Annotated in this window: 22 protein-coding genes; 15 read left to right on the forward strand and 7 right to left on the reverse strand. The window is 75.4% G+C overall.

Features of this window, described 5'->3' with window-relative positions; genetic code table 11:
* Positions 1 to 65 precede the first annotated feature (65 nt).
* Complete coding sequence (locus ACN27C_RS22870; RefSeq protein WP_422748029.1) at positions 66 to 1,823, reverse strand: DEAD/DEAH box helicase; 1,758 nt, start codon at positions 1,821 to 1,823, stop codon at positions 66 to 68.
* A gap of 118 nt (positions 1,824 to 1,941) precedes the next feature.
* On the reverse strand, positions 1,942 to 2,769 hold the full coding sequence (locus ACN27C_RS22875) for a hypothetical protein (protein WP_422748031.1): 828 nt from the start codon (positions 2,767 to 2,769) through the stop codon (positions 1,942 to 1,944).
* 132 nt (positions 2,770 to 2,901) lie between these two features.
* On the opposite strand from ACN27C_RS22875, the gene ACN27C_RS22880 reads away from it, so the two are divergent.
* From ACN27C_RS22880 to ACN27C_RS22890, 3 genes are read left to right on the forward strand one after another with little or no spacing between them, the layout of a single operon-like run.
* A complete protein-coding gene (locus ACN27C_RS22880; RefSeq protein ID WP_422748033.1) occupies positions 2,902 to 4,047 on the forward strand; it encodes a sensor histidine kinase in 1,146 nt (381 codons plus the stop codon).
* A complete protein-coding gene (locus ACN27C_RS22885) occupies positions 4,044 to 4,649 on the forward strand; it encodes a response regulator transcription factor (protein WP_120569680.1) in 606 nt (201 codons plus the stop codon). The genes ACN27C_RS22880 and ACN27C_RS22885 overlap by 4 nt, the downstream gene beginning before the upstream one ends.
* A 44-nt stretch (positions 4,650 to 4,693) precedes the next feature.
* Positions 4,694 to 5,227 (forward strand): 2'-5' RNA ligase family protein, encoded by a 534-nt coding sequence (locus tag ACN27C_RS22890; RefSeq protein WP_135240380.1) that lies wholly within the window; start codon positions 4,694 to 4,696, stop codon positions 5,225 to 5,227.
* A gap of 38 nt (positions 5,228 to 5,265) precedes the next feature.
* On the opposite strand, the gene ACN27C_RS22895 is transcribed toward ACN27C_RS22890, so the two are convergent.
* Complete coding sequence (locus ACN27C_RS22895; protein ID WP_422748036.1) at positions 5,266 to 7,461, reverse strand: family 43 glycosylhydrolase; 2,196 nt, start codon at positions 7,459 to 7,461, stop codon at positions 5,266 to 5,268.
* A 124-nt stretch (positions 7,462 to 7,585) separates the two neighbouring features.
* Here ACN27C_RS22895 and ACN27C_RS22900 point away from each other — a divergent pair, with 124 nt between their 5' ends.
* The 5 genes from ACN27C_RS22900 (at position 7,586) to ACN27C_RS22920 (ending at position 12,946) form a co-directional block, all read left to right on the forward strand.
* Positions 7,586 to 8,329 carry an ArsR/SmtB family transcription factor gene (locus ACN27C_RS22900; RefSeq protein WP_422748038.1) on the forward strand — a complete coding sequence of 248 codons (744 nt, stop codon included), beginning with the start codon at positions 7,586 to 7,588 and terminating at the stop codon, positions 8,327 to 8,329.
* Positions 8,330 to 9,220: 891 nt separating this feature from the next.
* Positions 9,221 to 9,478: a cytochrome P450 gene (locus ACN27C_RS22905; protein ID WP_422748040.1), complete on the forward strand. Its 258-nt coding sequence runs from the start codon at positions 9,221 to 9,223 to the stop codon at positions 9,476 to 9,478.
* Positions 9,475 to 10,269, forward strand: a complete 795-nt coding sequence (locus tag ACN27C_RS22910; RefSeq protein WP_422748042.1) for an isocitrate lyase/PEP mutase family protein — start codon at positions 9,475 to 9,477, stop codon at positions 10,267 to 10,269. The genes ACN27C_RS22905 and ACN27C_RS22910 overlap by 4 nt, the downstream gene beginning before the upstream one ends.
* 102 nt (positions 10,270 to 10,371) lie before the next feature.
* Entirely contained in the window at positions 10,372 to 11,331 is a 960-nt protein-coding gene (locus ACN27C_RS22915) for a hypothetical protein (RefSeq protein ID WP_422748044.1), read from the forward strand.
* Between the two features lie 4 nt (positions 11,332 to 11,335).
* Complete coding sequence (locus tag ACN27C_RS22920; protein ID WP_120569686.1) at positions 11,336 to 12,946, forward strand: asparagine synthetase B family protein; 1,611 nt, start codon at positions 11,336 to 11,338, stop codon at positions 12,944 to 12,946.
* A gap of 6 nt (positions 12,947 to 12,952) precedes the next feature.
* Here ACN27C_RS22920 and ACN27C_RS22925 read toward each other — a convergent pair whose 3' ends face one another.
* Together ACN27C_RS22925 and ACN27C_RS22930 are read right to left on the reverse strand one after the other, a co-directional pair.
* Positions 12,953 to 13,828, reverse strand: a complete 876-nt coding sequence (locus tag ACN27C_RS22925; protein WP_422748046.1) for a transglutaminase domain-containing protein — start codon at positions 13,826 to 13,828, stop codon at positions 12,953 to 12,955.
* 80 nt (positions 13,829 to 13,908) lie between these two features.
* A complete protein-coding gene (locus ACN27C_RS22930) occupies positions 13,909 to 14,199 on the reverse strand; it encodes a hypothetical protein (protein WP_422748048.1) in 291 nt (96 codons plus the stop codon).
* On the opposite strand from ACN27C_RS22930, the gene ACN27C_RS22935 reads away from it, so the two are divergent.
* Together ACN27C_RS22935 and ACN27C_RS22940 are read left to right on the forward strand one after the other, a co-directional pair.
* Positions 14,150 to 14,428 carry a DUF1203 domain-containing protein gene (locus tag ACN27C_RS22935; protein ID WP_422751666.1) on the forward strand — a complete coding sequence of 93 codons (279 nt, stop codon included), beginning with the start codon at positions 14,150 to 14,152 and terminating at the stop codon, positions 14,426 to 14,428. The genes ACN27C_RS22930 and ACN27C_RS22935 overlap by 50 nt on opposite strands.
* A 48-nt stretch (positions 14,429 to 14,476) precedes the next feature.
* On the forward strand, positions 14,477 to 15,472 hold the full coding sequence (locus ACN27C_RS22940; RefSeq protein WP_422748050.1) for a carcinine hydrolase/isopenicillin-N N-acyltransferase family protein: 996 nt from the start codon (positions 14,477 to 14,479) through the stop codon (positions 15,470 to 15,472).
* 10 nt (positions 15,473 to 15,482) lie between these two features.
* Here ACN27C_RS22940 and ACN27C_RS22945 read toward each other — a convergent pair whose 3' ends face one another.
* The gene (locus tag ACN27C_RS22945; protein ID WP_393379834.1) at positions 15,483 to 16,103 is read right to left on the reverse strand and encodes an HD domain-containing protein; all 621 of its coding nucleotides are present in this window, start codon (positions 16,101 to 16,103) and stop codon (positions 15,483 to 15,485) included.
* Positions 16,104 to 16,180: 77 nt separating this feature from the next.
* Positions 16,181 to 17,632, reverse strand: coding sequence for an LVIVD repeat-containing protein (locus ACN27C_RS22950; protein WP_120569691.1), 1,452 nt, complete (start codon positions 17,630 to 17,632; stop codon positions 16,181 to 16,183).
* Between the two features lie 138 nt (positions 17,633 to 17,770).
* Here ACN27C_RS22950 and ACN27C_RS22955 point away from each other — a divergent pair, with 138 nt between their 5' ends.
* From ACN27C_RS22955 to ACN27C_RS22975, 5 genes are all read left to right on the forward strand, one after another.
* On the forward strand, positions 17,771 to 18,469 hold the full coding sequence (locus ACN27C_RS22955) for a DUF305 domain-containing protein (RefSeq protein ID WP_120569692.1): 699 nt from the start codon (positions 17,771 to 17,773) through the stop codon (positions 18,467 to 18,469).
* Positions 18,470 to 18,628: 159 nt separating this feature from the next.
* Positions 18,629 to 19,846 carry a sensor histidine kinase gene (locus ACN27C_RS22960; protein WP_422748053.1) on the forward strand — a complete coding sequence of 406 codons (1,218 nt, stop codon included), beginning with the start codon at positions 18,629 to 18,631 and terminating at the stop codon, positions 19,844 to 19,846.
* A complete protein-coding gene (locus ACN27C_RS22965; protein WP_120569694.1) occupies positions 19,843 to 20,508 on the forward strand; it encodes a response regulator in 666 nt (221 codons plus the stop codon). Before ACN27C_RS22960 ends, ACN27C_RS22965 begins: the two co-directional genes overlap by 4 nt.
* A gap of 149 nt (positions 20,509 to 20,657) precedes the next feature.
* A complete protein-coding gene (locus ACN27C_RS22970) occupies positions 20,658 to 21,422 on the forward strand; it encodes an ABC transporter ATP-binding protein (protein ID WP_422748056.1) in 765 nt (254 codons plus the stop codon).
* A gap of 5 nt (positions 21,423 to 21,427) precedes the next feature.
* A complete protein-coding gene (locus ACN27C_RS22975) occupies positions 21,428 to 23,908 on the forward strand; it encodes an ABC transporter permease (protein WP_422748058.1) in 2,481 nt (826 codons plus the stop codon).
* Positions 23,909 to 23,973: the final 65 nt, after the last annotated feature.

Genomic DNA, 23,973 nt, shown 5'->3' on the forward strand with positions numbered 1-23,973 from the left:
GCGCCCCGGCCACAGACGCACTGTGGCCGGGGCGCCGTCGTGTCCGCCCGCGGGTCGCGCCGGGCTCAGCGGCGGTCGCGCCGCTCGTAGCCCCGGTCGCGGCGCTCGCCCGTACCGTCGCCGTCGCGGTCCCGGCGCACCGTCGCCTTGCGGCCCTTGATGGTGGTGCCGCGCAGCCCGGCGATGATCTCGTCGGCCACCCCCTGCGGCACCTCGACCAGGGAGAACCGGTCCGCGATCTCGATCGAGCCGATGTCCCGGCCGTTGATCCGGGTCTCCCCGGTGATCGCGCCGACCAGGTCCTGCGGCCGTACCCCGGCCCGGCGGCCCAGCCCGATGAAGACCTGGGTGGTCCCGCCGGTACGCGGACGCCCCGGGCCCCGGCGCTCGCCCCGCCCGCCGGTCTCCGGCCGGCCCTCGCGCGGACCGCGGACCGGGACCTGCGGGATCTCCTCCTCGTCGTCCGAGCCCGGCGACGTCGCCTCGTGCGCCAGCTTCACCGCCGCCAGCGCCACCTCGACCAGGTCGAACTCGTCGGTGAGCGACTCCACGATCGCCCGGTACGGGTCGAGGTCGTCCTCCAGCAGGCTCTCCCGCAGCGCGCCCTGGGTCAGCTCCAGCCGCCGGGTGCGCATGTCCGCCACCGTGGGGATCTTGTCGATGGTGATCCGCTGCCCGGTGACCCGCTCGATGGTCTTGAGCATCCGGTGCTCGCGCGGCTCGGCGAGCGTGATCGCCACACCCTCCCGCCCGGCCCGGCCGACCCGCCCGATCCGGTGCACGTACGACTCCGGCGCGGACGGGACGTCGTAGTTGACCACGTGGGTGAGCTGCTCGACGTCCAGCCCTCGGGCGGCCACGTCGGTGGCGACCAGCAGGTCCGCCGTGCCGGCGCGCAGCCGGCCCATCACCCGGTCCCGCTGCTCCTGGCTCATCCCGCCGTGCAGCGCCTCGGCCCGGTAGCCCCGGCCGTTCATCGTCTCGGTGAGCCGGTCCACCTCCTCGCGGCTGCGGCAGAACACGATCGCCGCGGTCGGCGACTCCACGTCCAGCACCCGGCCCAGCGCGGCCGGCTTGTGCCCCCGGGCCACGATGTACGCGCTCTGCCGCACCCGGGGCGCCTCCCCGGCGACCGGCCGCTCCCGCTCGATGCGGATGCGGACCGGGTCGGTCAGGTGCTGCCGGGCCAGCCCGTCGATTCGGGCCGGCATGGTGGCCGAGAACAGCACCGTCTGCCGGCCGGCCGGGGCGTGCTCCAGGATCGCCTCGATGTCCTCGGCGAAGCCCATGTCGAGCATCTCGTCCGCCTCGTCCAGCACCACCGTGCTCAGCGCACCGAGGCGCAGCGTGCCCCGGGCGATGTGGTCCAGGGCCCGGCCCGGCGTCGCCACCACCACGTCCACGCCGTGGTCGAGCGCGCGCAACTGCCGGCCGATCGGCTGCCCGCCGTAGATCGGCAGCACCCGGGCGCCCAGGTCCTTGCCGTAGCGGTGGAACGCCTCGGAGACCTGCACGGCCAGCTCACGGGTCGGCACCAGCACCAGCGACACCGGGTCGCCCTCGGCCCGGCCGACCGGCATCCGCTGCAACAGTGGCAGCGCGAACGCGGCGGTCTTGCCCGTACCGGTCGCCGCCTGCCCCAGCAGATCCTGCCCGGCCAGCAACGGAGGGATGGCCTCCCGCTGGATCGGCGTCGGTTCCTCGTACCCGAGCGCGGACAGCGCGCCCAGCAACTCGGTGCGGAGCCCGAGATCGGCGAAGGCGAAGGCGTCCTCGGCGTCGTCGGGAACGGCGGGGTCGGTCGGGGTCGGTGCGGCGGTCATGCGACAAGTTTTTCATCACCGCCGCGCGGCGGTCGCGGCGACCGGGGCAAACGTTCGCCGCGCCACCCCTGTGCCATCCCCTCCGGGTGATCCGGCGTGGCCCCGTGCCCCCGCCGGATCACCGGGACAGGACGGCCAGCAGCGTGGTGAGACCCACCCCGACGTCGAACACCGCGCACCACAGCGCGTACCCGCGCGGCACCACCGCGCCGGTGCGGTGGTACCAGGCGTCCCACGCGGCGTGCACGAGCCAGCCCACCCCGACGAGCACCCCGGCGACCTCGGCGGACGCGGTCGTCGCCACGACCGCCAGGCCGCCCCACACGGCCGCCCCGGCGAGCTGCGCGGCCAGCGCGCGCCGGTCGCTCCACTGCCGCCGCCAGGTGCCGATCAGCAGGTAGCCGGCCGGCAGGACCAGCAGCGTCCAGGGCGCGAAGACGGTCGGCGCGAACCACATGTCCACGGTCATGAGCAGCCCCAGCCCGGCCGGCCACCCCCGCGCCACCGCCGCGGCGACCGGGTGCCGGCGCGGCGGCGCCGCCGGCGCGTGCCGGTGCCGCAGCGCCACCAGCAGCATCGCCGGGACCATCAGCAGGTGACCGCCGAGCAGCAGCATGTCGTCCCCGACCCACCCGGCCCACCAGGGCGGGAGCAGCAGCAGGAACGGCACGTACATGGCCGCCGACATCTCCGCGGTGGCGGCCCGGCCGTCCCCCCGGTACCACATCCACGCGGCCATGCCCGCCGCCATGTTCGTCGCCATCACCAGCGCGCCCACGTCCGGCCGCGCCAGCACCGCCGCGCCGCCCAGCAGCCGCCCGCCCACCTGCCACAGCGGCCCGAGCAGCACCATCCCGGCCACCATCGCCACCACCATCCCGGCCAGGTGCCGGGTCCGCGCCCACCCGGCCCACCGCCGGGGTACGACCACAGTCATCTCCGTCATGCCCCGACCCTGCCGCCGCCGGGCGCACCGGAGAAGGCGCGTCAGTCACCGGGAAACCGTGCGGAACGCACGATCCGGCCGTGACATCTCGCAGGGGCGGGCGGGCCGGCGCACGCCCTAGGATCGGCGGGCATGACAGTCGATTCCGCCGACCACCGGCTGCGCCGGGCCCGGCGGGTCACCCTGCTGTCGCTGGCCACCAACGTGTGGACCACCGTGCTGCTGCCCGTGGTCGGCCTGACCCGTGAACCCGACCCGGTACGCGTCGCGCTCGGCGCCGCCGGGCTGCTCGCCTTCACCGCGGCCCAGATCGCGGTGCTGCACGCGGCCGTCACGCCGTGGCTGCCCCTACCGGCCCGCCGTCGCCGGCACGCCGCGCTCACAGTGGCGGCGCTGCTCAGCCTGCCGCTGCTCGGCCCGGTCGCGGCCGGCTCCTGGCCCACCTGGGCGTGGCTGGGCGCGTCCCTGGTCGGCATGGTGCCGCTGCTGTTCCGGCCCGTCGTCGCGGCGGTGGCAGCGGCCGGCGTCCTCGCGGTGTCCGCCGCCGTCACCTGGTCGACGGGCGGGCCGGTGCCCACGGCGCTGCTGGTCACCGGCGCGGTGGGCGCCGGGATCGCCGCGCTCACCTGGGTGCAGGTCTGGTTCTGGGATCTGCTCGTCGAGGCCCGGCAGGGGCAGGCCGCCCAGGCGCGGCTCGCCGCGGCCGAGGAACGGTTGCGCTTCGCCCGGGACGTACACGATCTGCTCGGCCACGACCTCACGGTGATCGCGCTCAAGGCCGAGCTGGCGGAGCGGCTGGCGCCGCGCGACGCCGGCCGGGCCGCCCGGGAGGCGGCCGAGGCGCGGCGGCTGGCCGGCTCGGCGCTGACCCGGGTCCGGGCGGCGGTGCACGGCTACCGTGCCGTCGACCTGGTCGAGCAGGCCGCCGCGGTGGGGGAGGTGCTGCGTTCCAGCGGGGTACGCACGACTGTGGTCCCGCCGGACGGTGAGGTGCCCGCGCCGATCGCCGCCGACCTGGCCGCCGTGCTGCGCGAGGCCGGGACGAACGTGCTGCGGCACAGCCGGGCCGGCTGGTGCCGGATCGAGATCACCCGGGAGGGCGGCGTGGTGACGCTTACCGTACGCAACGACGGCGTCCGCGACGACGGCGGACCGGACCGGCTCAGCGGCGGCCTGCGCGGCCTGGCCGACCGGCTCGCACCGGCCGGCGGACGGGTCCGGGCCGAGGCCGCCGACGGCGTGTTCAGCCTGGTGGCGACAGTGCCGGTGACGCCGTGATCCGGGTGCTGCTGGCCGACGACGAGGAACTGATCCGGCTCGCCCTGGCCGCCCTGCTCGACCTGGAACCGGACATCGAGGTGGTCGCGCACGCCCACGACGGGCGCAGCGCCCTGGACGCGGCGCTGGCCCACCGCCCGGACGTCGCCGTGCTCGACCTGGAGATGCCGCCGCCCGGCGGCGTCGAGGTCGCCGCCGAGCTGACCCGGGCACTGCCCGGCTGCGCGCCGGTGATCCTCACCGGACACGGCCGGCCCGCCCAGCTCCGGCCGGCGCTCACCGCCGGGGTGCGCGGGTTCCTCGCCAAGGGTGCCCCCGGCGGCGCGCTGGCCGACGTGATCCGCCGGGTGCACTCCGGCGCCCGCTACGTCGATCCGGCGCTCGCGGCCGACGCGCTCACCCTGCCGGAGTGCCCGCTGACACCGCGTGAGCTGGAGACGCTGCGGCTGGCCGAGCTGGGAACGCCGGTCGCGGTGATCGCCCGGCGGACCCACCTGGCCGCCGGCACGGTCCGTAACCACCTGAGCGCCTGTGTGCAGAAGCTCGGCGCCGCCGACCGGGCGGAGGCGGTACGGCGGGCGCGGGAGGCCGGCTGGCTCTGACGTACGGGACGTCGCGGGCGGCTGACGCCGACTAGCCTGATCACGTGCGGACGGTCGAACTGCTCTGCTCTCCCGAACTGGAAGCGGCGGTTCGCGCTGCCTGGGACCGGCTCGCCGCCGCCGGGCTGCCCAGCCTGGCCCGCAACACGCACCCGACGAACCGGCCGCACCTCACGCTCGCCTCGGTCGAGGAGTTCCCGCCCGGCGCCGAGCAGCGCCTCGCCGACCTCTGCGACGCGGCGCTGCCGCTGCCGGTACGGCTGGGCCGGGTGGCGGTCCTCGACGGCAGCGCGCCGCTGGTGTGGCTGGTCCGGCCGACACCGCAGCTGGTCGCGCTGCACGGCGCGGTCTGGGACGTGCTCGCCGAGGCGTCCGGCGGGCACTCGTGGCACCAGCCGGGCCGGTGGGTGCCACACCTGAGCCTGGCGCTGCGGTTCGGCGCGGCGGACCGGCGGCGCGCCCGGGCGGTCGCCGGTGCGCACCCGCCGGCCGGTGCGTTCGTGGCGGCGCGCAGCTACGACGGCGACACCCGCACGATCAGCGAGCTGACCACCGCCTGCCCGCGTTCCGGGGGCTGAGCCGGGGCCGCCCCCACGACAGGGGACGGCCCCGAGTGTCAGCGGTGGAAGCGCAGGTAGTCGAACTCCGCGGTCACCGCCGGTGTCGCGCCGCCGTGCGCCACCAGCCCGATCCGGGGCGTCGTGTCCGCCGGGAACGTCCACACCGCGCCCCACGTCCAGTGCTTCCCGTCGCGGCTGGACCCGGCCCGGAACTCGTGCTCGCCGTTCACCGGATCGATCCGGTGGGCCAGCCGCAGCCAGGTGGTGGTGCCCGGGGTGCCGACGATGTTGCCGCCGTACACGGGTTGCCCGGCGAAGGGCAGCTCGTAGCCGTACTCGACCTGCCGGGTGTTCCAGATCGCCACCTGGGTCAGCCGGGCGAACCGGTCGTCGTCGACGTACGCGACCAGGCCCGCCTGCTGGTAGTTGCGCACGCTGTCCTCGCTTAGGTCGAGCGTCACCTTCGTCTCGGCGACATAGTTGCCGGCCGGCGCGTCGCGCAGCAGCACCCCGGCGGTGTTGCCGGTGCCGGACAGGTCGGCGTCCTGGACCGGCCAGCGCAGCGCGCCGCCACTGACGGTGGCGGCCGGGTCCTGACGTACCCACTGCCAGGCCGGGCCGAGGCGGGCGCTGAACTCGTCGGAGTAGCCGCGCAGCACCGGGCCGACGCGCGGGTCGGGGACGGTGTGCCGCGCCGGGCGGTACAGGCGGGCGGCGCTGACGTTGTCGAACTCGGCCGGGCCGCCCTCGGCGCGCACGGACAGCTCACCCGTCGCGGGGCGGGGCAGCCGCACCGTCACCCGGGCGACCGGGTCGCCGAGGCGGGACGGGCTGAGCGTGGCGACGAGCTGCCGCCCGCGTAGCTCGATCGCGAGATTGTGCCGGTCGCGCAGGTCGAGGCCGGCGGGCAGCGCGGTGGTCGCGACGCCCGCGCTCAGCTTGCCGCGCCCGATGCGGACGTCCACGCCGCCCACCCGCAGCCCGGCGGTGGTCGCGCCGGTCAGCCGCAGGTCGGTCTCCACCCGCAGGTCGCCGCCCATCCGGGTACGTGAGGTGAGCGTGCCGCTGCCGGTCAGCACCCCGCCGGCGGCCTGCCAGCGGCCGTGCTCGGCCCGCCAGCCGCGCAGGTCGGCGGTGGCGAAACGGGCGTCGATCGGGCCGGTGGTGACCGGTGCGGGCCGGACGCTGTCGGAGGGACCGGCGCCCGCGTTGACAGTGGGCCACCCGTCGATCCAGTCGAGCCGGTCGAGCAGCATCGGCCGCTCGTTGACGCCGAACGGCTCGTCCAGGTACGGGTCGGCGCGGTCGATCGCGTGGTAGGCGATCCAGTCCTGCCCGGACAGGTCGGTGAGCACCGCGTTGTGCCCGGTGCCGATCCAGCGGTTGCCGTTCTGGGTGAGCACCGGCGTGCCCCCGGCCCGGGACACGTCGAGGCGCTGCCCGTCCCGGTCGGTGAACGGGCCGCGCGGGTCACGGGACCGGCCGACCTGGACGGAGTAGCCGGTGGCCGGGCCGGCGCAGCAGTTCGCGGTGGAGGCGAACAGGTAGTACCAGCCGTCGCGGCGCAGCACGTACGCGCCCTCGAACTTGTTGTCGATCGCGACCGGCGTCGGCGTGCCGGCCGCGCGCAGCCCGTCCGGGGACAGCTCGGTGACCGAGATGCCGCCGTAGTAGCTGCCGTAGTAGAGCCAGTGGCGGCCGTCGGCGTCGGTGAGCTGGCTCGGGTCGATCGTCCACAGGTAGCCGCCGCCGGCGCCCGGGCGCGGCGCGACCACGGGCGTGTCGGCGAACGTCCACGGGCCCGCCAGGCTCGGCGCGGTGGCCACGCCCACGGCGGTGTCGAACGTGTCGTCGGAGACGCCGGTGTCGGTGACCGTCACGTACATCACCCACCGGCCCGCCACCCGCCGCACGTCGGGCGCCCAGAACGCGGCACCGGGCGCGGCGTAGGCGGGCCGCTGGTCCGGGGCGAACGCGTCGCCGACGTAGGCCCAGTCGACCAGGTCGGCGGAGCGGGCGATCGGCACCCGGTGCGCGCGCCCCTCGCCCTCGCGCAGCGGGTCGGAGGTGCCGAAGGCGTACCAGAGCCCGTCGTCGCCGCGCACCACGACCGGGTCGGCGAAGGTGTCGGCGAACCCGGCGGAGACCGGGTTGCGGTAGCGGTCGGGCCCGGCGGCGGACGCGGGGGCCGCGCCGGCGAGCAGAAGCGTGAGTACGGCGGCGAGCGCGCCACCGCGGCGGAGGTGTCCCATCGGGCCTGCCCTCGGGATAGACGGAGGTGCGGTGCCACCGTTTCTACAACGTTGGAGAGAGTGCTGTAAAGAACCCCGGGACCGTTCGGCGCGGCCCGAACCGTGCCCGTGTCAACATGGGCCGATGACCACTGGCGCCGACGGCCGCGGACTCGCCGGGTTCGCCGCGCTGCTCGCCGACCCCACCCGGGCCGGCTTCTGCCTCGCCCTGCTCGACGGCCGCGCCTGGACCGCCGGGGAACTGGCCCGCGCCGCCGGGGTCGCCGCGTCCACCGCGAGCGACCACCTCACCCGGCTGGTGGCCGGCGGCCTGCTCGTCGAGGAGCGGCAGGGCCGCCACCGGTACGTCCGCCTCGCCGACCCGGGCGTCGCCCAGCTCGTCGAGGACCTGGCCGCACGGGCGCCCGCCCCGGCCACCCCGCCCCGCACGTTGCGCGCCGCGTCGGCCGGCGTCGCCCTCGCGTACGCCCGCACCTGCTACGACCACCTGGCCGGACGGCTCGGCGTGCTGGTGTACGACGCCCTGCTCGACCGCGGCGTGCTCGACCGCTCCGGCGGCCTGGCGCTGACCGGCAACGGCGTGACCTGGCTGGCCGGTCTCGGCGTACCGGTCGAGCCGCTGCGCGCGACGCGACGGCCGCTCGTCCGCGACTGTCTGGACTGGACCGAACGGCGCCCGCACCTGGCCGGCGCGCTCGGGGCGGCGCTGTGCGGACGCTTCCTCGACCTCGGCTGGACCATGCGGGGCGCCGGGCGAGCGGTACGGCTCACGCCGTCCGGCCGGGACGCGCTGGCCGACGCGCTCGCGCTCGACCCGGCGCTGCTGGCCCCGCCCGCGTCCCGCGACAGCGGTCCCGCCCGCGCCTGACCCGCCCGCGGCACCCGTCCCGCCCGCGCCGGGCCGCCGGAGGTGCCCGGCCGGATCGTTCGGTCCGGACCGAACTGTCGGCGCCCTACGGTCGGGCGATGGATTCACCGACGATCACGGCTGCTCCGGGCATACCGCCCTGCGGGCCGCCGACCTCGGACGACGGCGGCTGGGTGGTCACCCGGTACGCGGACGTCGTCTCCGTCCTGACCGATCCCCGCTGCGTGGTGCCGCCCGCCGAGGAGGCGCCGGAGGGTGGCCTGGCCTGGCTGCGCGCCTCGGTGAGCCGGTTCAGTCCGCCGGACCGGCATGCCGCGCGGCGAGCCGTGGGGGTGGCGGCGCTCGACACCCTCGACCCACGGGAACTGGGTGTGGCCGCGGAACGGCTGACCGGCCGGATCCTCGACCGCGCCGCGACCGGGGACGACGGCGGTGACCGGGTGGACGTGACCGGTGACCTGGCTCGGCGCGTACCCCTCGTGGTGCTGGCGGAGCGGCTCGGCCTGGCCGAATGTGCTGGTCGGGCATGGCCTCACGGCCCTCGCTTCGCTCGGTGCGATCGCTCATGCCCGGCGGCGGCCGTCGCGGAGGTGACGGCGGTGGCCGCCGCGTACCACCCGGGCGCCGACCCGGCGGCGGTGCGGCGGGCGGACCGGGCGGTGGCGGCGCTGCTGGCCATGTCGCCGCCCGCTCCGGCCGAGGTGACAGCGAACCGGCTCGGGCTGCTGGTGCAGGCCGCCGACGCCACCGCCGGGCTGATCGTGGCCGCCGTCCGGCACGGGCTCGCCGCGCCGGACGGGCTCGGGACCGACGCGCTGCTCGCCGAGGTGCTGCGCCTCGACCCGCCGGTACGGGTCAGCCGCCGGGCCGCTGAGCCTGGGCGGCCAACCGGTGCGCGCGGGGGAGCGGCTGCTGCTGCGGTTCGACGCCGCCAACCGCGACCCGGCGGCCTTCCCGGAGCCGGACCGCTTCCGCGCCGGCCGGGCGAACGCCGCGCTGACGTTCGGCGCCGGCCCCCGCGGCTGCCCCGGCCAGCGACACGCGCTCGCCCTGGCCGCCGGCGTGGTCGGCGTGCTGCGCCGCCGCTGCCGTCCCGCCGTCCCGGCCCCTGACGTCCCGACGACCCGACTCGAGGTGATCCTGCGATGACCGACCGGTACCGCGCATTCCGTGACCTGCACCGGCGCGGCGAACCGCTGCTCCTGCCGAACGCCTGGGACCACGCCTCCGCCGCGGCGCTCGCCGCCCGGGGCCACCCGGCGATCGGCACCACCAGCCTGGGCGTGGCGGCGGCGGCCGGCCGGCCGGACGCGGTCCGCGCCACCCGCGCCGAGACGCTGGAGCTGGCGTACCGGCTGCGGGACCTGCCGGCGCTGCTGACGGTGGACGTCGAGGACGGCTTCCACGACGACCCGGCGGAGGTCGCCGGGTTCGTGGGCGAGCTGGCCGCGCTCGGTGTGGTCGGCGTGAACCTGGAGGACGGCCGCCCGGACGGGCGCCTGGCCCCGGTGGAGCACGTCGCCGCCGTGATCGCGGCCGTCCGCGCCGCCCTGCCGCAGATCTTCGTGAACGCCCGCACCGACGCCTGGTGGCTGGGCGTGCCGTCGCCGCTGGCCGAGGCACGACGGCGGGCGGCGGCGTTCCGCGCCGCCGGCGCCGACGGCCTGTTCGTGCCGGGCGCGCCGGACGACCTGGTCGGCGTGCTCGCCGCCGAGGTGGGGTTGCCGTTGAACGTGCTCCACCGGCCGGGCGGTCCGGACCTGGCCGCCCTCGGGCGGCTCGGGGTGGCCCGGGTCAGCACCGGATCGCTGCTGTTCCGGGCCGCGCTCGGTGCCGCGCTGCACCTGACCGACGCGATCGGCGCCGGGCGCGACGCGGGCCTGCCGCCGCCGCCCGGGTACGAGGAGGTGCAGGCGCTGGTGCGGCCGTCCGCCACCTGATCGGGCACTTCGGGGGAGATGGGACGATCGCCACCCTCTCGGCTCATTACGGTGTGTGCAGGCCCAATCACGCCGTGTCCTGACCGAGAGGGGACGGAGACCATGCGAGTGCCCAGCCGCAGCCCCGGTCGCCAGCCCGGTCCCGCCGTCACGTCCACCGCTCCCGCCCGGCGGGTGCCCGCGGGCGGCCGGCGCGCCGGCGCCGAGCCGGACCTGTCCGCGTACCGGGCGGCGGTGGCGGAACTCCTGGTCGAGGTGGGCGCGCTCGCCGACGCGCCGTCCACCACCGCCCGTCAGGTGCTGCTCGACCAGCGGCTGCGCGAACCGGCCATCGCCGCCGTCCTCGACGCCACCCCGCAGGGGCTGATCGGCGCCCGGGAGACGCTGCTGCTGGAGATGGCCCGCTACCAGCCCAACGCGCGCAGCTCGGCGCAGGACCTCACCGCGCTGGTCCGGATCTACCTGCTCTCCCGCGTCGACGTCCTCTGGTGGCGGGACAGCCCGACGTTCCTCACCGACGACCAGGTACGCGCCAGCACCGAACTGGTCGACCTGGAATGGCTGCGCCGCCGCGGCCTGCTGGAGTTCCGCTACCAGGAACAACCCGCCACAGTGGTGGGACGCGGACTGCGGGCGGTCCGGCGGCGGCTGCGCCCGGACGCCACCCCGCGTACCGCCGGGCTGCTGTTCCGCCGGGCCCGCCGCGAGATGATCGGCTTCCTCAACGACCTGGCCCGGGAGTTCACCGCCGTCGCACCGGGCGGCACGCCGCCGCTGTGGGTGACCAGCCTGGCCCGCAGCGCCGAACACCAGTACCGGCTGCGCCGCCTCGGGTACGCCGCGATGGTGCCCAGCGGGCACTGCCTCGGCTGGGCTGCCGACGTCGAACTGGAGTGGTACGACCGTTTCGGCGCCCGCCCGGCGCTCGCCGGGCTGCTGCTGGCCCGTCAGGACGCCGGTGAGGTGAACGTGGTCGACGAGGGACAGGCCTGGCACGTGTGCCTCGCCCCGGACGCCCGCCGCCGGTACCGGCGGGCGTACGAGGCCGAGATGGGGGTGTGACCCGGTGTGCGGGATCGCGCTGAGCATCGGCCCCGAGGCGGATCCGGCCACCTTCCGGCGGATGCTCGCCGCGCTCGCACCGCGCGGTGAGGTCACCGAGACCCGGCAGGAACACGGCCTCCTCGCCGGCGTACGGCGGCTGAAGATCGTGGACCGGGAACGGTCCGTCCAGCCGTGGATGTCACCGGACGAGCGGCACCTGCTCTGCTTCAACGGCGAGATCTTCAACCACCACGAGCTGCGCGCCGAGCTGACCCGGCTCGGGCACCGGTTTCGCACCACGGGCGACACCGAGGTGGTGCTCACCGCGTTCCACCAGTGGGGCGGGAACGCGGTCCGCCGGCTGCGCGGCGAGTACGCGTTCGTGATCGTCGAGCGGGACACCGGCCGGGCGTACCTGGCCCGCGACCCGCTCGGGGTCAAGCCGCTGTACTGGTCCCGCCTGCCCGGCTGCCTGCACCTCGCCTCCGAGGTCAAGGCGCTGGTCGGGCACGGCGCGCCGATCGGCGAGGTGGCGCCCGGCCACCACGGCTGGGTCGAGCCCGGCCGCCCGGTCCGGCTCGGCCCGCACGTCGACCTGCTCACCCTCGGCGACGGCCTGCCGGTGATCGACGACCCGGACGAGGCCGCCCTGCTGGTCCGCGTCGCGCTCACCGACGCGATGCGCGCCCGGCTGGACACCGACCTCACCGTCGGCGTGGTGCTCTCCGGCGGCCTGGACAGCTCACTGGCGCTGCTGCACGCCCGGGAACTGCACCCCGACTGCGTGGCGGTCACCATCGGCGTGCCGGAGAGCCCGGACGTCGCGTACGCCCGGCGGCTCGCCGCCGACCTCGGCGTACCGCACGAGGTGATCGAGCTGCGCCCGCGCGACATCCGGCTCGCCGACGTCCGCGAGGCGATCCGCATCTCCGAGCTGACCGAGTACGGCGACATCATCAACGCGGTCGTCTCCGTGCCGATCTTCCGGCGGCTGCGCGAGCTGGGCGTACGGGTGGTGCTCACCGGCGACGGCTCCGACGAACTGTTCGGCGGGTACCCGATGTACCACCGGGTCGGGCCGGAGCGGTCCCGCCGCCTGTTCCTGCACAAGATCCGCAACCTGTGCCGGACCGAGCTGCAACGGGTGGACCGGGCCAGCATGGCGCACGGCGTGGAGGCCCGCGTGCCGTTCCTCGACCTCAGCGTCGTCGAGCTGGCCATGCGGCTGCCGCTGGGCGTGAAACTGCGCGACGGGCAGGAGAAGTGGATCGTCCGGCGGGCCTTCGCGGACGTGCTGCCGTCCTACGTCCGGCAGCGGCCGAAGAACCCGATGTCGTACTCGTCGGGGCTGCACGAGCGAGCCCGCCTCTACAAGCCGCTGTTCGCCCGGCTGCACCGCTCCTTCGGCTACGACCTGCTCGAACCGGTCCGCCGGGACTTCGACAGCGTGCTCACCCGCTGCGGCAACGACCTCGACCGGGCCATCGCGGAGGGCATGGCGCGGCCCGACTACACGGTGCTCGAACACGCCCGGGACCTGGTCGGTGCGGCCCGCTGGAACGCCGCGCCGATGGTCCGCCGGCTGGTCAACCCGCGCCGCACCCGAGGCGACGAGGCGCCCCTGCCCGGGTGAGCCCGGTCAGCGCCGCAGATCGACGTCGGCGGCCGTGCCGGAGACCGGGTCCATGCAGTGCACAGTCGGGCCCGGACGCAACCGGGCGTCCGAGGCGTACCGCCGGGCCAGCTCCCGCTCGGCTGCGGCGTCGCCACGGTCGGCGGCCACCAGCAGCGCGGCGACCTCGTCGACGAGCGTGAGGTCGGCGCCGGTCAGGTCCTCGGTCATCGCCCCGAACCCGTCCCAGAGCAGCACCTCGTCCTTGTGCCGGTGGGCCAGCTCCAGCAGCACGTAGTCGTGGACGAGCCAGTCGCCCCGGATCGGCAGCGACGGGTCCACGCCGTACGTGTCCGGGTCGATCCGGCCCGCCCGGTACGCCAGCCACACCCGGGCCGCCGACTCGAAGTGCCCCGCCTCCGGGTCGATGTCGTAGCCGTCGAACGGCCGGTCGCCGGCCGGGTCCAGCTCCGGATCGGACCAGACCCAGCGCTCGCCGTCCCACCACTCGGCGACCACGTGGTCGTGGTGCCAGCCGGGCACGAAGTAGCTCACGAACCCGATCCGGCTGCGAGCCGGGATACCGTGCTGGCGCAGCGCCGCGACGGTGAGCAGCGTGTGGTCCCGGCAGCAGCCGGCGACCCGCTCGGCGGCCGGGCGCTCGGCGGTCAGCGGCAGCGGGAACCGGGACTGGTCGGCGTCGAGGATGCGGTCCATCCAGCGCAGGTTCACCTCGGCCCGGCGGACGTCCGGCAGCTCCACGCCACCGGCGCGGTAGTGGACGATCACGTTGCGGGCGATCGCCGCGACGGTGGGCAGGTCGGCGGGCACGGCGTCGAGCAGCGCCACGTGGTGGCGGGGATCGCTGTACGGGGAGTGGGTCCGGTAGTCGTCGACGTCCATCCGGCCATTGTCGGCGCCGGACCCGGCCGGCGGGTGCCCGCTCCGTGCTCATTCTCGCGGCACCCGAATGCCAGGTCCGATCACCGCCAGCGCCGCGTTCCGCGCCGCGCCAGGCTGGGACCGTGACGACCACCCGTACCGCGTTCCGGGTCGACCCGCTGCCCGCCGCGACGCTCGCCGAGCTGCGACGCACCGGCCGCGACGCCACCGGGCAGCCGCCCGAGCACCGGCGCGCCACCGGCGGCGAGCCGGTGCTCGGGCGGCTGCCTTCGCGACGCCCGGCCGGACGAGGCGCTGCTGCTGTTCGGGTACGCCCCGCCGCTGCCGCCGGGCCCGTACCGCGAGGTGGGGCCGGTGTTCGCGCACGCCACCGGCTGCGCCGGCCCGGACGACGTGACGGCGTACCCGTCCGGGTGGCGCGGACGCGAGCAGGTGCTGCGCGCGTACGACAGCCGGGGCCGCATCGTGGGCGGACGGCGACACGACGGCGGCGACCCGGAGGCGGTGATCGCGGAGCTGTTCGCCGACCCGGCGGTGGACCTGCTGCACAGCCGCAACGTCGTGTACGGCTGCTGGATGTTCGCCGTCGTGCGGAGCTGACCGGGTCCCGGATGGACATCGGCCGACGCCTCTTCTAGCGTCGCTGTCATGCGGAGGACCCTCATCGCCGGCGGGCTCGCGCTGCTCCTGCTCGGCACGGCCTGCGGGGAGAGCCGCCGGTCCGACCCGCCGGCCGCGGCCGGCTCACCGACCGCCTCGCGGCAGGACCCGGGGCAGGTCGAACGAACCCTGGCCAGCCTCCGCAAGATCGACGACCTGCCGATGTACGAGATGACGTACGACGGCGACTACGACCCGACCGCCGGGCTGGCCGGGTCGACGCCGCCGAGCCCGTTCGGCTGCTCGCTGTTCGCCGCGCTCGCCGACCGCGACCGGCCGGTGTTCGCCCGCAACTTCGACTGGGAGCCGAACCCCGCGCTGGTGCTGCGCACCGACCCGCCGGACGGGTACGCCTCGATCTCGCTGGTCGACATCTCGTACCTGGGCGTGGCCGCCGACCCGACGGGGGACCGGCGGCTGCTGGACGCGCCGCTGCTGCCGTTCGACGGCATGAACGAGCGGGGTCTCGCCGTCGGGCTGGCCGCCGACGACGGGGCGCGCGCCGAGCCGGTGCCCGGCCTGCCCAAGGTGGGCTCGGTGCGCATCCTGCGCCTGGTGCTCGACTCGGCCGCCACTGTCGACGAGGCGGTCGCCGTGTTCAAGCGCTACAACCTGGACTTCGACGGCGGGCCGCCGCTGCACTACCTGCTGGCCGACGCGACCGGCGCGTCCGCGGTGGTGGAGTTCGTCGACGGCAAGCTCACAGTGGATCGGCGACAGGCCCCGTGGCAGGCGCTGACGAACGTGCCGGCCGTGGGTGTGCCGGACCGGGAACTGCGGCAGGACCACAGGTACGGGGTGCTGGCGAAGGAACTGGACCGCACCGGTGGGGTGGTCGACACGGCCGGGGCGCTGCGGCTGCTGAACGCGGTACGCCAGTCGCACACCCGCTGGTCGGTGACGTACGGGCTGCGCAGCGGTGAGGTGCGCGTGGTGACGGCGGGCGGCGGCACCCGCGACTACCGGCTGCCGATGAGCAACTGACCACGTCCGCTCAGACGATCGGCTGCCGGTACCTGGCGGCGAGTGTGGACAGGTCCGGCTCGCCGAACCGCTCGACGAGCGCCGCGAACCGGTCGACCTTGTCCGCGCCGAAGCGCCGTACGGCCACCGCGTAGGACGCGGCGGAGACGAACGACGGCGGCGTGGTCTTGCTGTGGAACTTGTCGGCGTACATCACGAGGTGTTCCTCGACGGTGACGGCCGTGTAGTCGGCGGCCGGGATCGGCAGCCCTTGCCGGCGGACGTCCGCCCGGGTGATCCCGACGCCGGTGTGACGGGAGCAGAACCGGGCGATCACCTCGGGCAGCCCCGCCTCCCGCGCCAGCGCGTGGCCCAGCACGCCGTGCCGCACGTAGTTCCGCTCGTCGATCCGCCCGTCCGCGTCGTAGAGGCGGTAGACCCCGATGTCGTGCAGCAGGCTGCCGGCCCGTACGACGGCGGCGTCCGCGTCCACACCGCTGCGGTCGAGCAGTTGTCCGGCGATGTCGCACACGATCCGGCAGTGCGTCCAGACGAGGCGCAACGCCTCGCGGGACGGCGCGAGGCGTTCGTGCAGCGCCCGGATCAGGGCGTCGCCCGGCACCGCCGTCCGGTCGTCGATCGTCACCGGCACGTGTCCGTTCCGGTCCCGGGACCGCACCGGGCCCGGTGCCCCCGAGGGGAGCACCGGGCCCGGCCACGGTCAGCGGGTCACCAGCTCAGGTAACCGGCCTGCGTCTGCACGTTCAGCTCGGGCACCAGCAGGAACTGGGCCAGCCAGGTGCGCGGGTCACGCAGCTCCAGCACGTCCAGTCCCTTCTGGATGTCGCTGGAGTAGATGTGGCCGTTGTACCAGTAGGCCGACCAGGAGCCGCCGGTACGCAGCTGCGAGGCGTCCAGCGGCCCGCGCTCCCAGTAGGCGATCTCCTTGGGCTTGCGCGAGTCGGTGAAGTCCCACACCGAGATGCCGCCCTGGTACCAGGCCTGGACCATGATGTCGCGGCCGGGCACCGGGATCAGCGAGCCGTTGTGGGCCACGCAGTTCTCCGTGTCCGTGTTGACGCGGGGGATCTTGTAGTAGCTGCGGAACTCCAGCTTGCGGGCGTCGCCGCGGCCGGTGATGTCGTAGATGGCGTCCGCGCCGCGGTTCGGGCCGACCACCTCGTTGCAGGTGGCCGCGCCGCCGCCGCCCAGCTCGTCGGTGAAGACGACCTTGGTGCCGGCGTTGTTGAACGTGGCCGAGTGCCAGAACGCGAAGTTCTCCGCGTCGGTGACCCGCTCGATCACCCGGGGGGCCTCACGGTCCTTGATGTCCAGCAGGACGCCGTCACCCATGCACGCGCCCGCGGCCAGGTCTTTCGACGGGTACGCGGTGATGTCGTGGCAGCCGGTGGTGGCCGACGACTGGCCCGGGACGCCCGGGTAGCCGCCGTCCGGGAACAGGTTCGGCGTGGCGACCACGGAGGCCGTCGTGGGGCTCTTCACCGGCACCTTGACGATGGAGATGGAGTCGTGCGGCGGCTGGCAGTCCGGGAACTCGGCCCGCGGGCTGTACGAGGAGACGTACAGGTAGACGTTCCGCTTGTCCTTGCCGGGCACCAGGGTGTGGGTGTGCGAGCCGCACGCCGTCTCCACCGACTTGATGTAGCGCGGGTTGCGCTTGTCCCGGATGTCGAAGATCTTGATGCCCTCCCAGGACTCCTTGACCGACGCCGGCTGGGTGGTGCTGGCGCAGGAGTCGTCGCTGCGGGAGGAGTCGGTCGACAGGAACAGCAGGTTGCCGTGGACCGAGATGTCGTTCTGCGAGCCGGGGCAGAGCACCTGCGACACGATCGTCGGGCGGTTCGGGCGGGAGACGTCGTAGACGACGAACCCGTCGTAGTTGCCGACGAACGCGTACCGCCCCTGGAAGGCGATGTCGGTGCCGAGGGCGGCCGAGGTGTCGAACGGCGCCTGCTTCGGCAGGTTCGCCACCTGACGCAGGTTGGGGCTGCTGGAGATCTCGTCGACACCGGGGACGGCGTTGTCCACGGTGGCCGGCGCGGCCTGGGCGCGGGGGATCTCCTGCGCGCTGCTCGGGGGCGCGGTGAACACGCCGGCGAGCAGCAGGCCGGCGGCGGCCAGGCTGACGATCCGGATGCGGGACGTGCGGATGTTGATCATCGGCAACACCCTTCGAAAGGGGGTCATGATTCGCCACACCTTACCTATTGACGACGCCCATCAATGTGAGCTGGGTCACACTGGGGAACTTTCGTCTATGGATAGGATCGCTGTCACCTTGACCGGAGGAGGCGTCGTATGACCAGCCGGCAGGCGCGAGTGTGGGTGGGCGTCACAGCACTGGTGACCCTCGTGGTGGTCGGCGCGCTGACGCTGACCGGGCGCGACGACGACGCCCGTACCCCGGAGGCTGCCGGAACGGTCGCGGTGGCCGAGCCGAGCGCGAGCGCCGTCGCGTCGGCGCCACCCGTGGTGGTGCCGGGGCGGCCGGGGGAGCCGGCCGCGACCCGCGCCGCCGAGCAGGTCCGGGGCGCCACCACGCCGCGGTGGAACAGCCTCGACGTCTGGTACGTCCGGATGATGATCCCGCACCACGAGCAGGCCCTGGAGATGGCATCGCTCGCGCCCGAGCGCGCCGCCGACGCGCGGATCCGTGCCGTGGCCGAGCGGATCCGCGCCGCGCAGGGTCCGGAGGTCGGCCTGCTGCGCGCCTGGCTCAGCACGCGCGACCTGCCCGCCGACGTGCCCGGGCACGACCATGGCAGCATGCGCGGGATGCAGTCCGCCGAGGCGATGCGGCGGCTCGCGGACGCGCGCGGCGCGGCGTTCGACCGGCTGTTCGTGCAGATGATGTCCGACCACCACCGGGGCGCCATCGTCATGTCCACCGACCTGCTGAAGGTCGGCGTCGACCAGCCGATGCAGGAGTTCGCCACCGCGGTCGCGGTCGAGCAGTCCGCCGAGATCACCCGCATGCAGGCCCTCCTGACCCCCTGACCCGCCCTCACCCCACCCCCAACCCACCCCACCCTCACCCCGTCGATCATGAGGTTGGCTGCGACAAATCGGACAGCATCCGCCGCCAACTTCATGATCGACGGGGACGGGCCGGGGACGGGCCGGGGAGGGCGGGCGGCGGGCCTAGGCTGGGGGATCGTGAACCGCCTGATCCTCGGTCGTCCGCTGCGGGGCGTCGCGTTCGACGCCGCCGTCTGCGGGCTCGTCGTGTTCTTCGTGCTGTCCGGGTACCTCGCCGGGCTGACCGGGCTCGCGGCGTCCGCGGTCGGCCTGGCGATGGCGGCGGTGCTGTTCTTCCGGCGTACCCACCCGTCGGCGGTGGGCGTCCTGGTGGCCGCGCTCGCGCTGGTCCAGGTGATCGCCGGCTGGGGGCCGCTCAGCTACGACGTCGCCGTGCTGATCGCCCTCTACAGCGTGGTCAAGTACGCCGACCGGCTCCGCGACGGCATCCTCGCCGGGGTCGTCGCCGCGATCGGCGGGGTGCTCGCCGCGCTCCAGTCGCCCGGCACCGGGCCCTGGTGGATGGGCGCGTTCTTCTACGCCCTGATCGTCGGCGCGGTCTGGCTGGCCGGGCTGAACCTGCGGACCCGCCGGCTCTACGTGGTCAGCCTGGAGGAGCGTGCCGCCACGCTGGAGCGGGAACGGGAGGCGGAGGCGCGCGCCGCCGTCGCCGAGGAACGCACCCGCATCGCCCGTGAGCTGCACGACGTGGTCGCCCACAGCATGGCCGTGATGATCGTGCAGGCGGACGGGGTGTGGTTCACGCTCGACCGGGATCCGGCCACCGCCCGGGAGGCGGCCAAGGTGGTGGCGGACACCGGCCGGGCGGCGCTGGAGGAGATGCGGCGGCTGGTCGGCGTACTCCGGGAACCCGACCGTCCGGAGCCGCTGCCGGCGGCGGACGAGCCGGCCGCCGAGCCGGCGCACCGCCGACCCGCGCTGGTGGAACTGCCCGCGTTGCTCGACCGGTTCCGTGCCGCCGGGCTGCGGATCACCTGCGGCGGCGCCGGCACCCCGCGGGCGCTGCCGCCCGGCCTGGAGCTGACCGTCTACCGGGTGGTCCAGGAGAGCCTGACCAACGCGCTCAAGCACGCGGGCGTCGGCGCGTCGGTGGAGCTGACGCTGGACTGGGCCGCGGACGCCGTCGTGGTCCGGGCGGTGGACGACGGCGGCGGCGCTCCGGTGGTCCGGCCGGCGCCGTCCGGCGGGCACGGCCTGGTCGGCATGCGGGAACGGGTCGGGGTGTACGACGGCAGCCTCGCCGCCGGCCCCACACTCGCCGGTGGCTGGCGGGTGCAGGCGCGGCTGCCACTGCCCGCGGCGGCCGGCATCGAGGAAGGGAGCGCGGCGGCGTGACCGTGCGGGTGATGATCGTCGACGACCAGGCGCTGGTGCGGGCCGGGTTCCGGATGGTGCTCGGCTCCCAGCCGGACCTGGAGGTGGTCGGCGAGGCCATCGACGGCGCGGACGCGCTGCGGGTGCTGGACCGGGTCGAGGCCGACGTGGTAGTGATGGACCTGCGGATGCCCACCATGGACGGGGTGGAGGCGACCCGGCGGATCTGCGCCGGTTCGGCCGGCGGCGGCCCGCGCGTGCTGGTGCTCACCACGTTCGACACCGAGGCCGACGCGTTCGCCGCGCTACGCGCCGGGGCGAGCGGGTTCCTGCTCAAGAACGTGCCGCCGGAGGAGCTCATGGCCGCGATCCGGGTGGTGGCACAGGGCGACTCGGTGGTGGCCCCGTCGATCACCCGGCGGCTGCTCGACCGGTTCGCCGGGCAGCTCGGCCCCGCGCCGACGGCGGACCCGCGGCTGGCCCAGCTCACCGAGCGGGAGCGCGAGGTGCTGCTGCTGGTGGCACAGGGGCTCTCCAACGCCGAGATCGCCGCCCGGGTGCACGTCGCGGAGGCGACCGTGAAGACCCACGTGGGCCGCATCCTGGCCAAGCTCCAGCTCCGCGACCGGGTCCAGGCGGTGGTCCTGGCATACGAGAGCGGCCTGGTCACGCCCGGCGGCTGACCGGCCGTACGTCTCAGGTCGTACGGGTTTGCCCGGTGGGGGACGACCGTGGTCGCACCGAGGTCGAGCGCGCAGGTGGAGATCAACTGACCGGTGCCGGACCTAGCGTCGGAACTGTCCGAAAGACCGTGTCCGACAGGAGCACCACCGTGTCCGCACCACCGACCACAGGCGTCGCCCTCGCCGCCCGCGCACTGCGCAAGGAGTACGGCGTGGGGCAGTCCCGCGTCGTCGCGCTCGGCGGCGTCGACCTCGACCTGGCCGCCGCCCGGTTCACCGCCGTCATGGGCCCGTCCGGCTCCGGCAAGTCCACGCTGCTGCACTGCCTCGCCGGCCTCGACCGGCCGACCGCCGGGGCGGTCCACATCGGTGACGCCGACCTGACGCGCCTGGACGACCGGCGGCTCACCCGGCTGCGCCGGGACCGGATCGGTTTCGTCTTCCAGAAGTTCAACCTGCTGCCCACGCTCACCGCGGAGGAGAACATCGTCCTCCCGCTGGCGATCGCCGGCCGCCGGCCGGACGCGACGTGGCTGCGTCAGGTGGTCGCCGCGGTGGGCCTGACCGACCGCCTCGGGCACCGTCCGGCCGAGTTGTCCGGCGGGCAGCAGCAGCGCGTCGCGGTGGCCCGCGCGCTGATCAACCGGCCGTGGGTGATCTTCGCCGACGAGCCGACCGGCAACCTCGACTCGCGCTCCGGCGCGGAGGTGCTGCGGCTGCTGCGCGAGGCGGTGGACACGCTCGGCCAGACCGTCGTCATGGTCACCCACGATCCGGCCGCCGCCGCGCACGCCGACCGGGTGGTCTTCCTCGCCGACGGCCGGCTGGTCGACGAGCTGCACGAGCCGACAGTCGGTGACGTCCGGGACGCGCTCAGCCGGCTCGACCCGGCCGTGGCGCCGGCGGGGCGGTGAGCGTGATGTTGCGCCTGACCCTGCGCCAGGTCCGCGCCGACGGCCTGCGCCTGCTGTTGTCCTCGCTGGCGATCGTGCTCGGCGTCGCGTTCGTCGCCGGCACGCTGATGTTCGTCGACGGCATGCGCGCCGGGGCGTACGAGCGGGCCGGTGAGTTCGACAGACACACCGACCTGGCCGCGTACGCCGGGACCGATCCGTTGCCCCCGGCGCTCGTGGACCGGGTACGCGCCGTCGACGGGGTGGCAGCCGCCGCGGGCGAGCTGACCGGCTCCGTGGGCGTGGTCGGCACCGACGGCCGTCCCGTGCTCGGGTACGCGGTGCTCGCCGCGATCCCCACCGAGGCGGACCTCCAGTCCTACGACGTGGTGGCCGGGCGGCTGCCGCAGCGCCCCGGCGAGGTGGTGCTGGACGACGGGACCGTCGCCGAGCAGCGCTTCGCACTGGGCGGACCGGTGTCGATCGGCGGGCGGGACGGCGCGGCCCGCCCGTACACCCTGGTCGGTGCCGTCGACGTGGACGGCAGCTCCCGCGACGTCGGCGGCCCGTACATCGGGCTGACCGGCCCGGACGCGCTCACCGTCAGCGGCGAGAAGGGCTACGGCCGGATCATGGTGGCGGCGCGGCCCGGTGCCGACGCGGCGGCGCTGGCCGACCGGATCCGCGCCGTGGTGGGGCCGGACGTGACGGTCCGGGACCGGGACGCCGTCCTCGACGCGGCAGTCGACGACGCGGTACGCGACCTGCGGCAGTTCGGCATGCTGCTGGGCACGTTCGCCGCGGTCGCGGTGGTGGTGGCCGGCTTCGTGATCGCCAACACCTTCGCCATCGTGCTCGCCCAGCGCTCCCGGCGTACCGCGCTGCTGCGCCTGGTCGGCGCCACCCGGGGGCAGATCTACCGGGCCACGCTGTCCGAGGCGGCGGTGACCGGCCTGCTCGCCTCCGTGGTCGGAGTGCTGGCCGGCGCGGCGGTGGCCGGCGGCCTCGGCCTCCTGCTCGCCGGCACCGGCGTGCCGCTGGGCAGCGGGCTCACGCTGACCCCGCGTACGCTGCTGGTCTCGCTGGGGCTGGGGACGCTGCTCACGGTGGCGTCGGCCGCGCTGCCGGCCTGGCAGGGCACCCGGGTCGCACCGGTGGCGGCGCTCACCGACGCGGCGGTCGACCCGGTCCGCCCGGCCGGTCGGATCCGGCTGGGGGTCGGCGTGCTGGCGCTCGCCGCCGGTGTGGCGGCGCTGGCCGGCGCCGGCGCCACCGGCCAGGTGGTGCTGGTCGCGGCGGGCGGGCTGCTGGCCTTCGGCGGCATCGTGGCGTTCGGCCCGGTGCTGGTGCCGGCGCTGGTACGGGTGCTCGGCGGGCCGTTCCGCGCGGCGTTCGGCGCCACCGGCGGGCTGGCGGTGTCGAACGCGGTGCGTAACCCGCGCCGGGTCGCCGCCACCGCGACGGCCATGGTGATCGGCATCGGGCTGGTCTCGGCCTTCGTGGTCGGCGCGGCGAGTGTCAAGTCCGGCATCGAACGCGCGGTGGACGCCCGGATCGGCGTGGACTTCCTCGTCACCGGCATCGGCGGTGACCTGCCGGCCACGGTCGCCGGCGAACTGGCCGCCCGCCCGGAGCTGGGCGTGGTGCACGAGCAGCGCAGCCGGGTGGTCGGCGACGTGCAGTTGCGCGCCGCGCATCCGGCGCTGGTCCGGCGGACGCTGTCCGCCGTGGACGCCGGTGACCCGGCGGATCTGGGGCCGGGAGCGGTGCTGGTGCACCGCGAACTGGCCGCCGCCCGGGGCTGGACGGCCGGCTCCACGATCACGCTCGCCGGGCGGCCGTTCCGGGTCGCCGCGGTGGTGGCCGACGAGGAGCCGGTCCTGGCCGGCAGTCCGGTGCCCGCCGGGCATCTGGTGGACGTGCTGGACGCCGACTTCACCGCCATGTTCCCGGCCGAGCGCGGCTACCTGGCCGAGGTGGACCCGGCCGCCGGGGTGAGCGTCGATGCGGCCCGGGCCGCCGTCGAGTCGGTGCTGGCCCGCTACCCGACGGTGAACGTGATGGACCAGGCCGCGTACAAGAAGATGCTCACCGGCACCGTCGACCTGGTGCTGGGGTTCGTCACCGCGCTGCTCGGCCTGGCCGTGGTGATCTCGCTGGTCGGGGTCGCCAACACGCTCAGCCTGTCCGTGGTGGAACGCACCCGGGAGACGGCGGTGCTGCGCGCGGTCGGGCTGAGCCGGGCCGGGATGCGGGGCGTGCTCGCGGTCGAGGCGGTGCTCACCGCGCTCGTCGGCACGCTGCTCGGCATCGCGCTCGGCACCGGGACGGCGGCCGGGGCGACGGCCGTGGTCGCCCGCATCGGCGGTGACTTCGCGCTGGTGCTGCCCTGGGGACGGATCGGGCTGATCGTCGCCGTGGCGGTGGTGGCCGCCCTGCTCGCCTCGGTCCTGCCGGCCCGCCGCGCCCTGTCCCGGCCGGTCGTGGCGTCGCTCGGCGCGGACTGACCGCCCGGTCCCGGACACGCACGAGCCGGCTCCGCCGTGGGCGGGGCCGGCTCGTGGATGCCGTG

Origin of the sequence: Micromonospora sp. WMMD1219, from assembly GCF_049315215.1 — a bacterium.
GTDB lineage: Bacteria > Actinomycetota > Actinomycetes > Mycobacteriales > Micromonosporaceae > Micromonospora > Micromonospora tulbaghiae.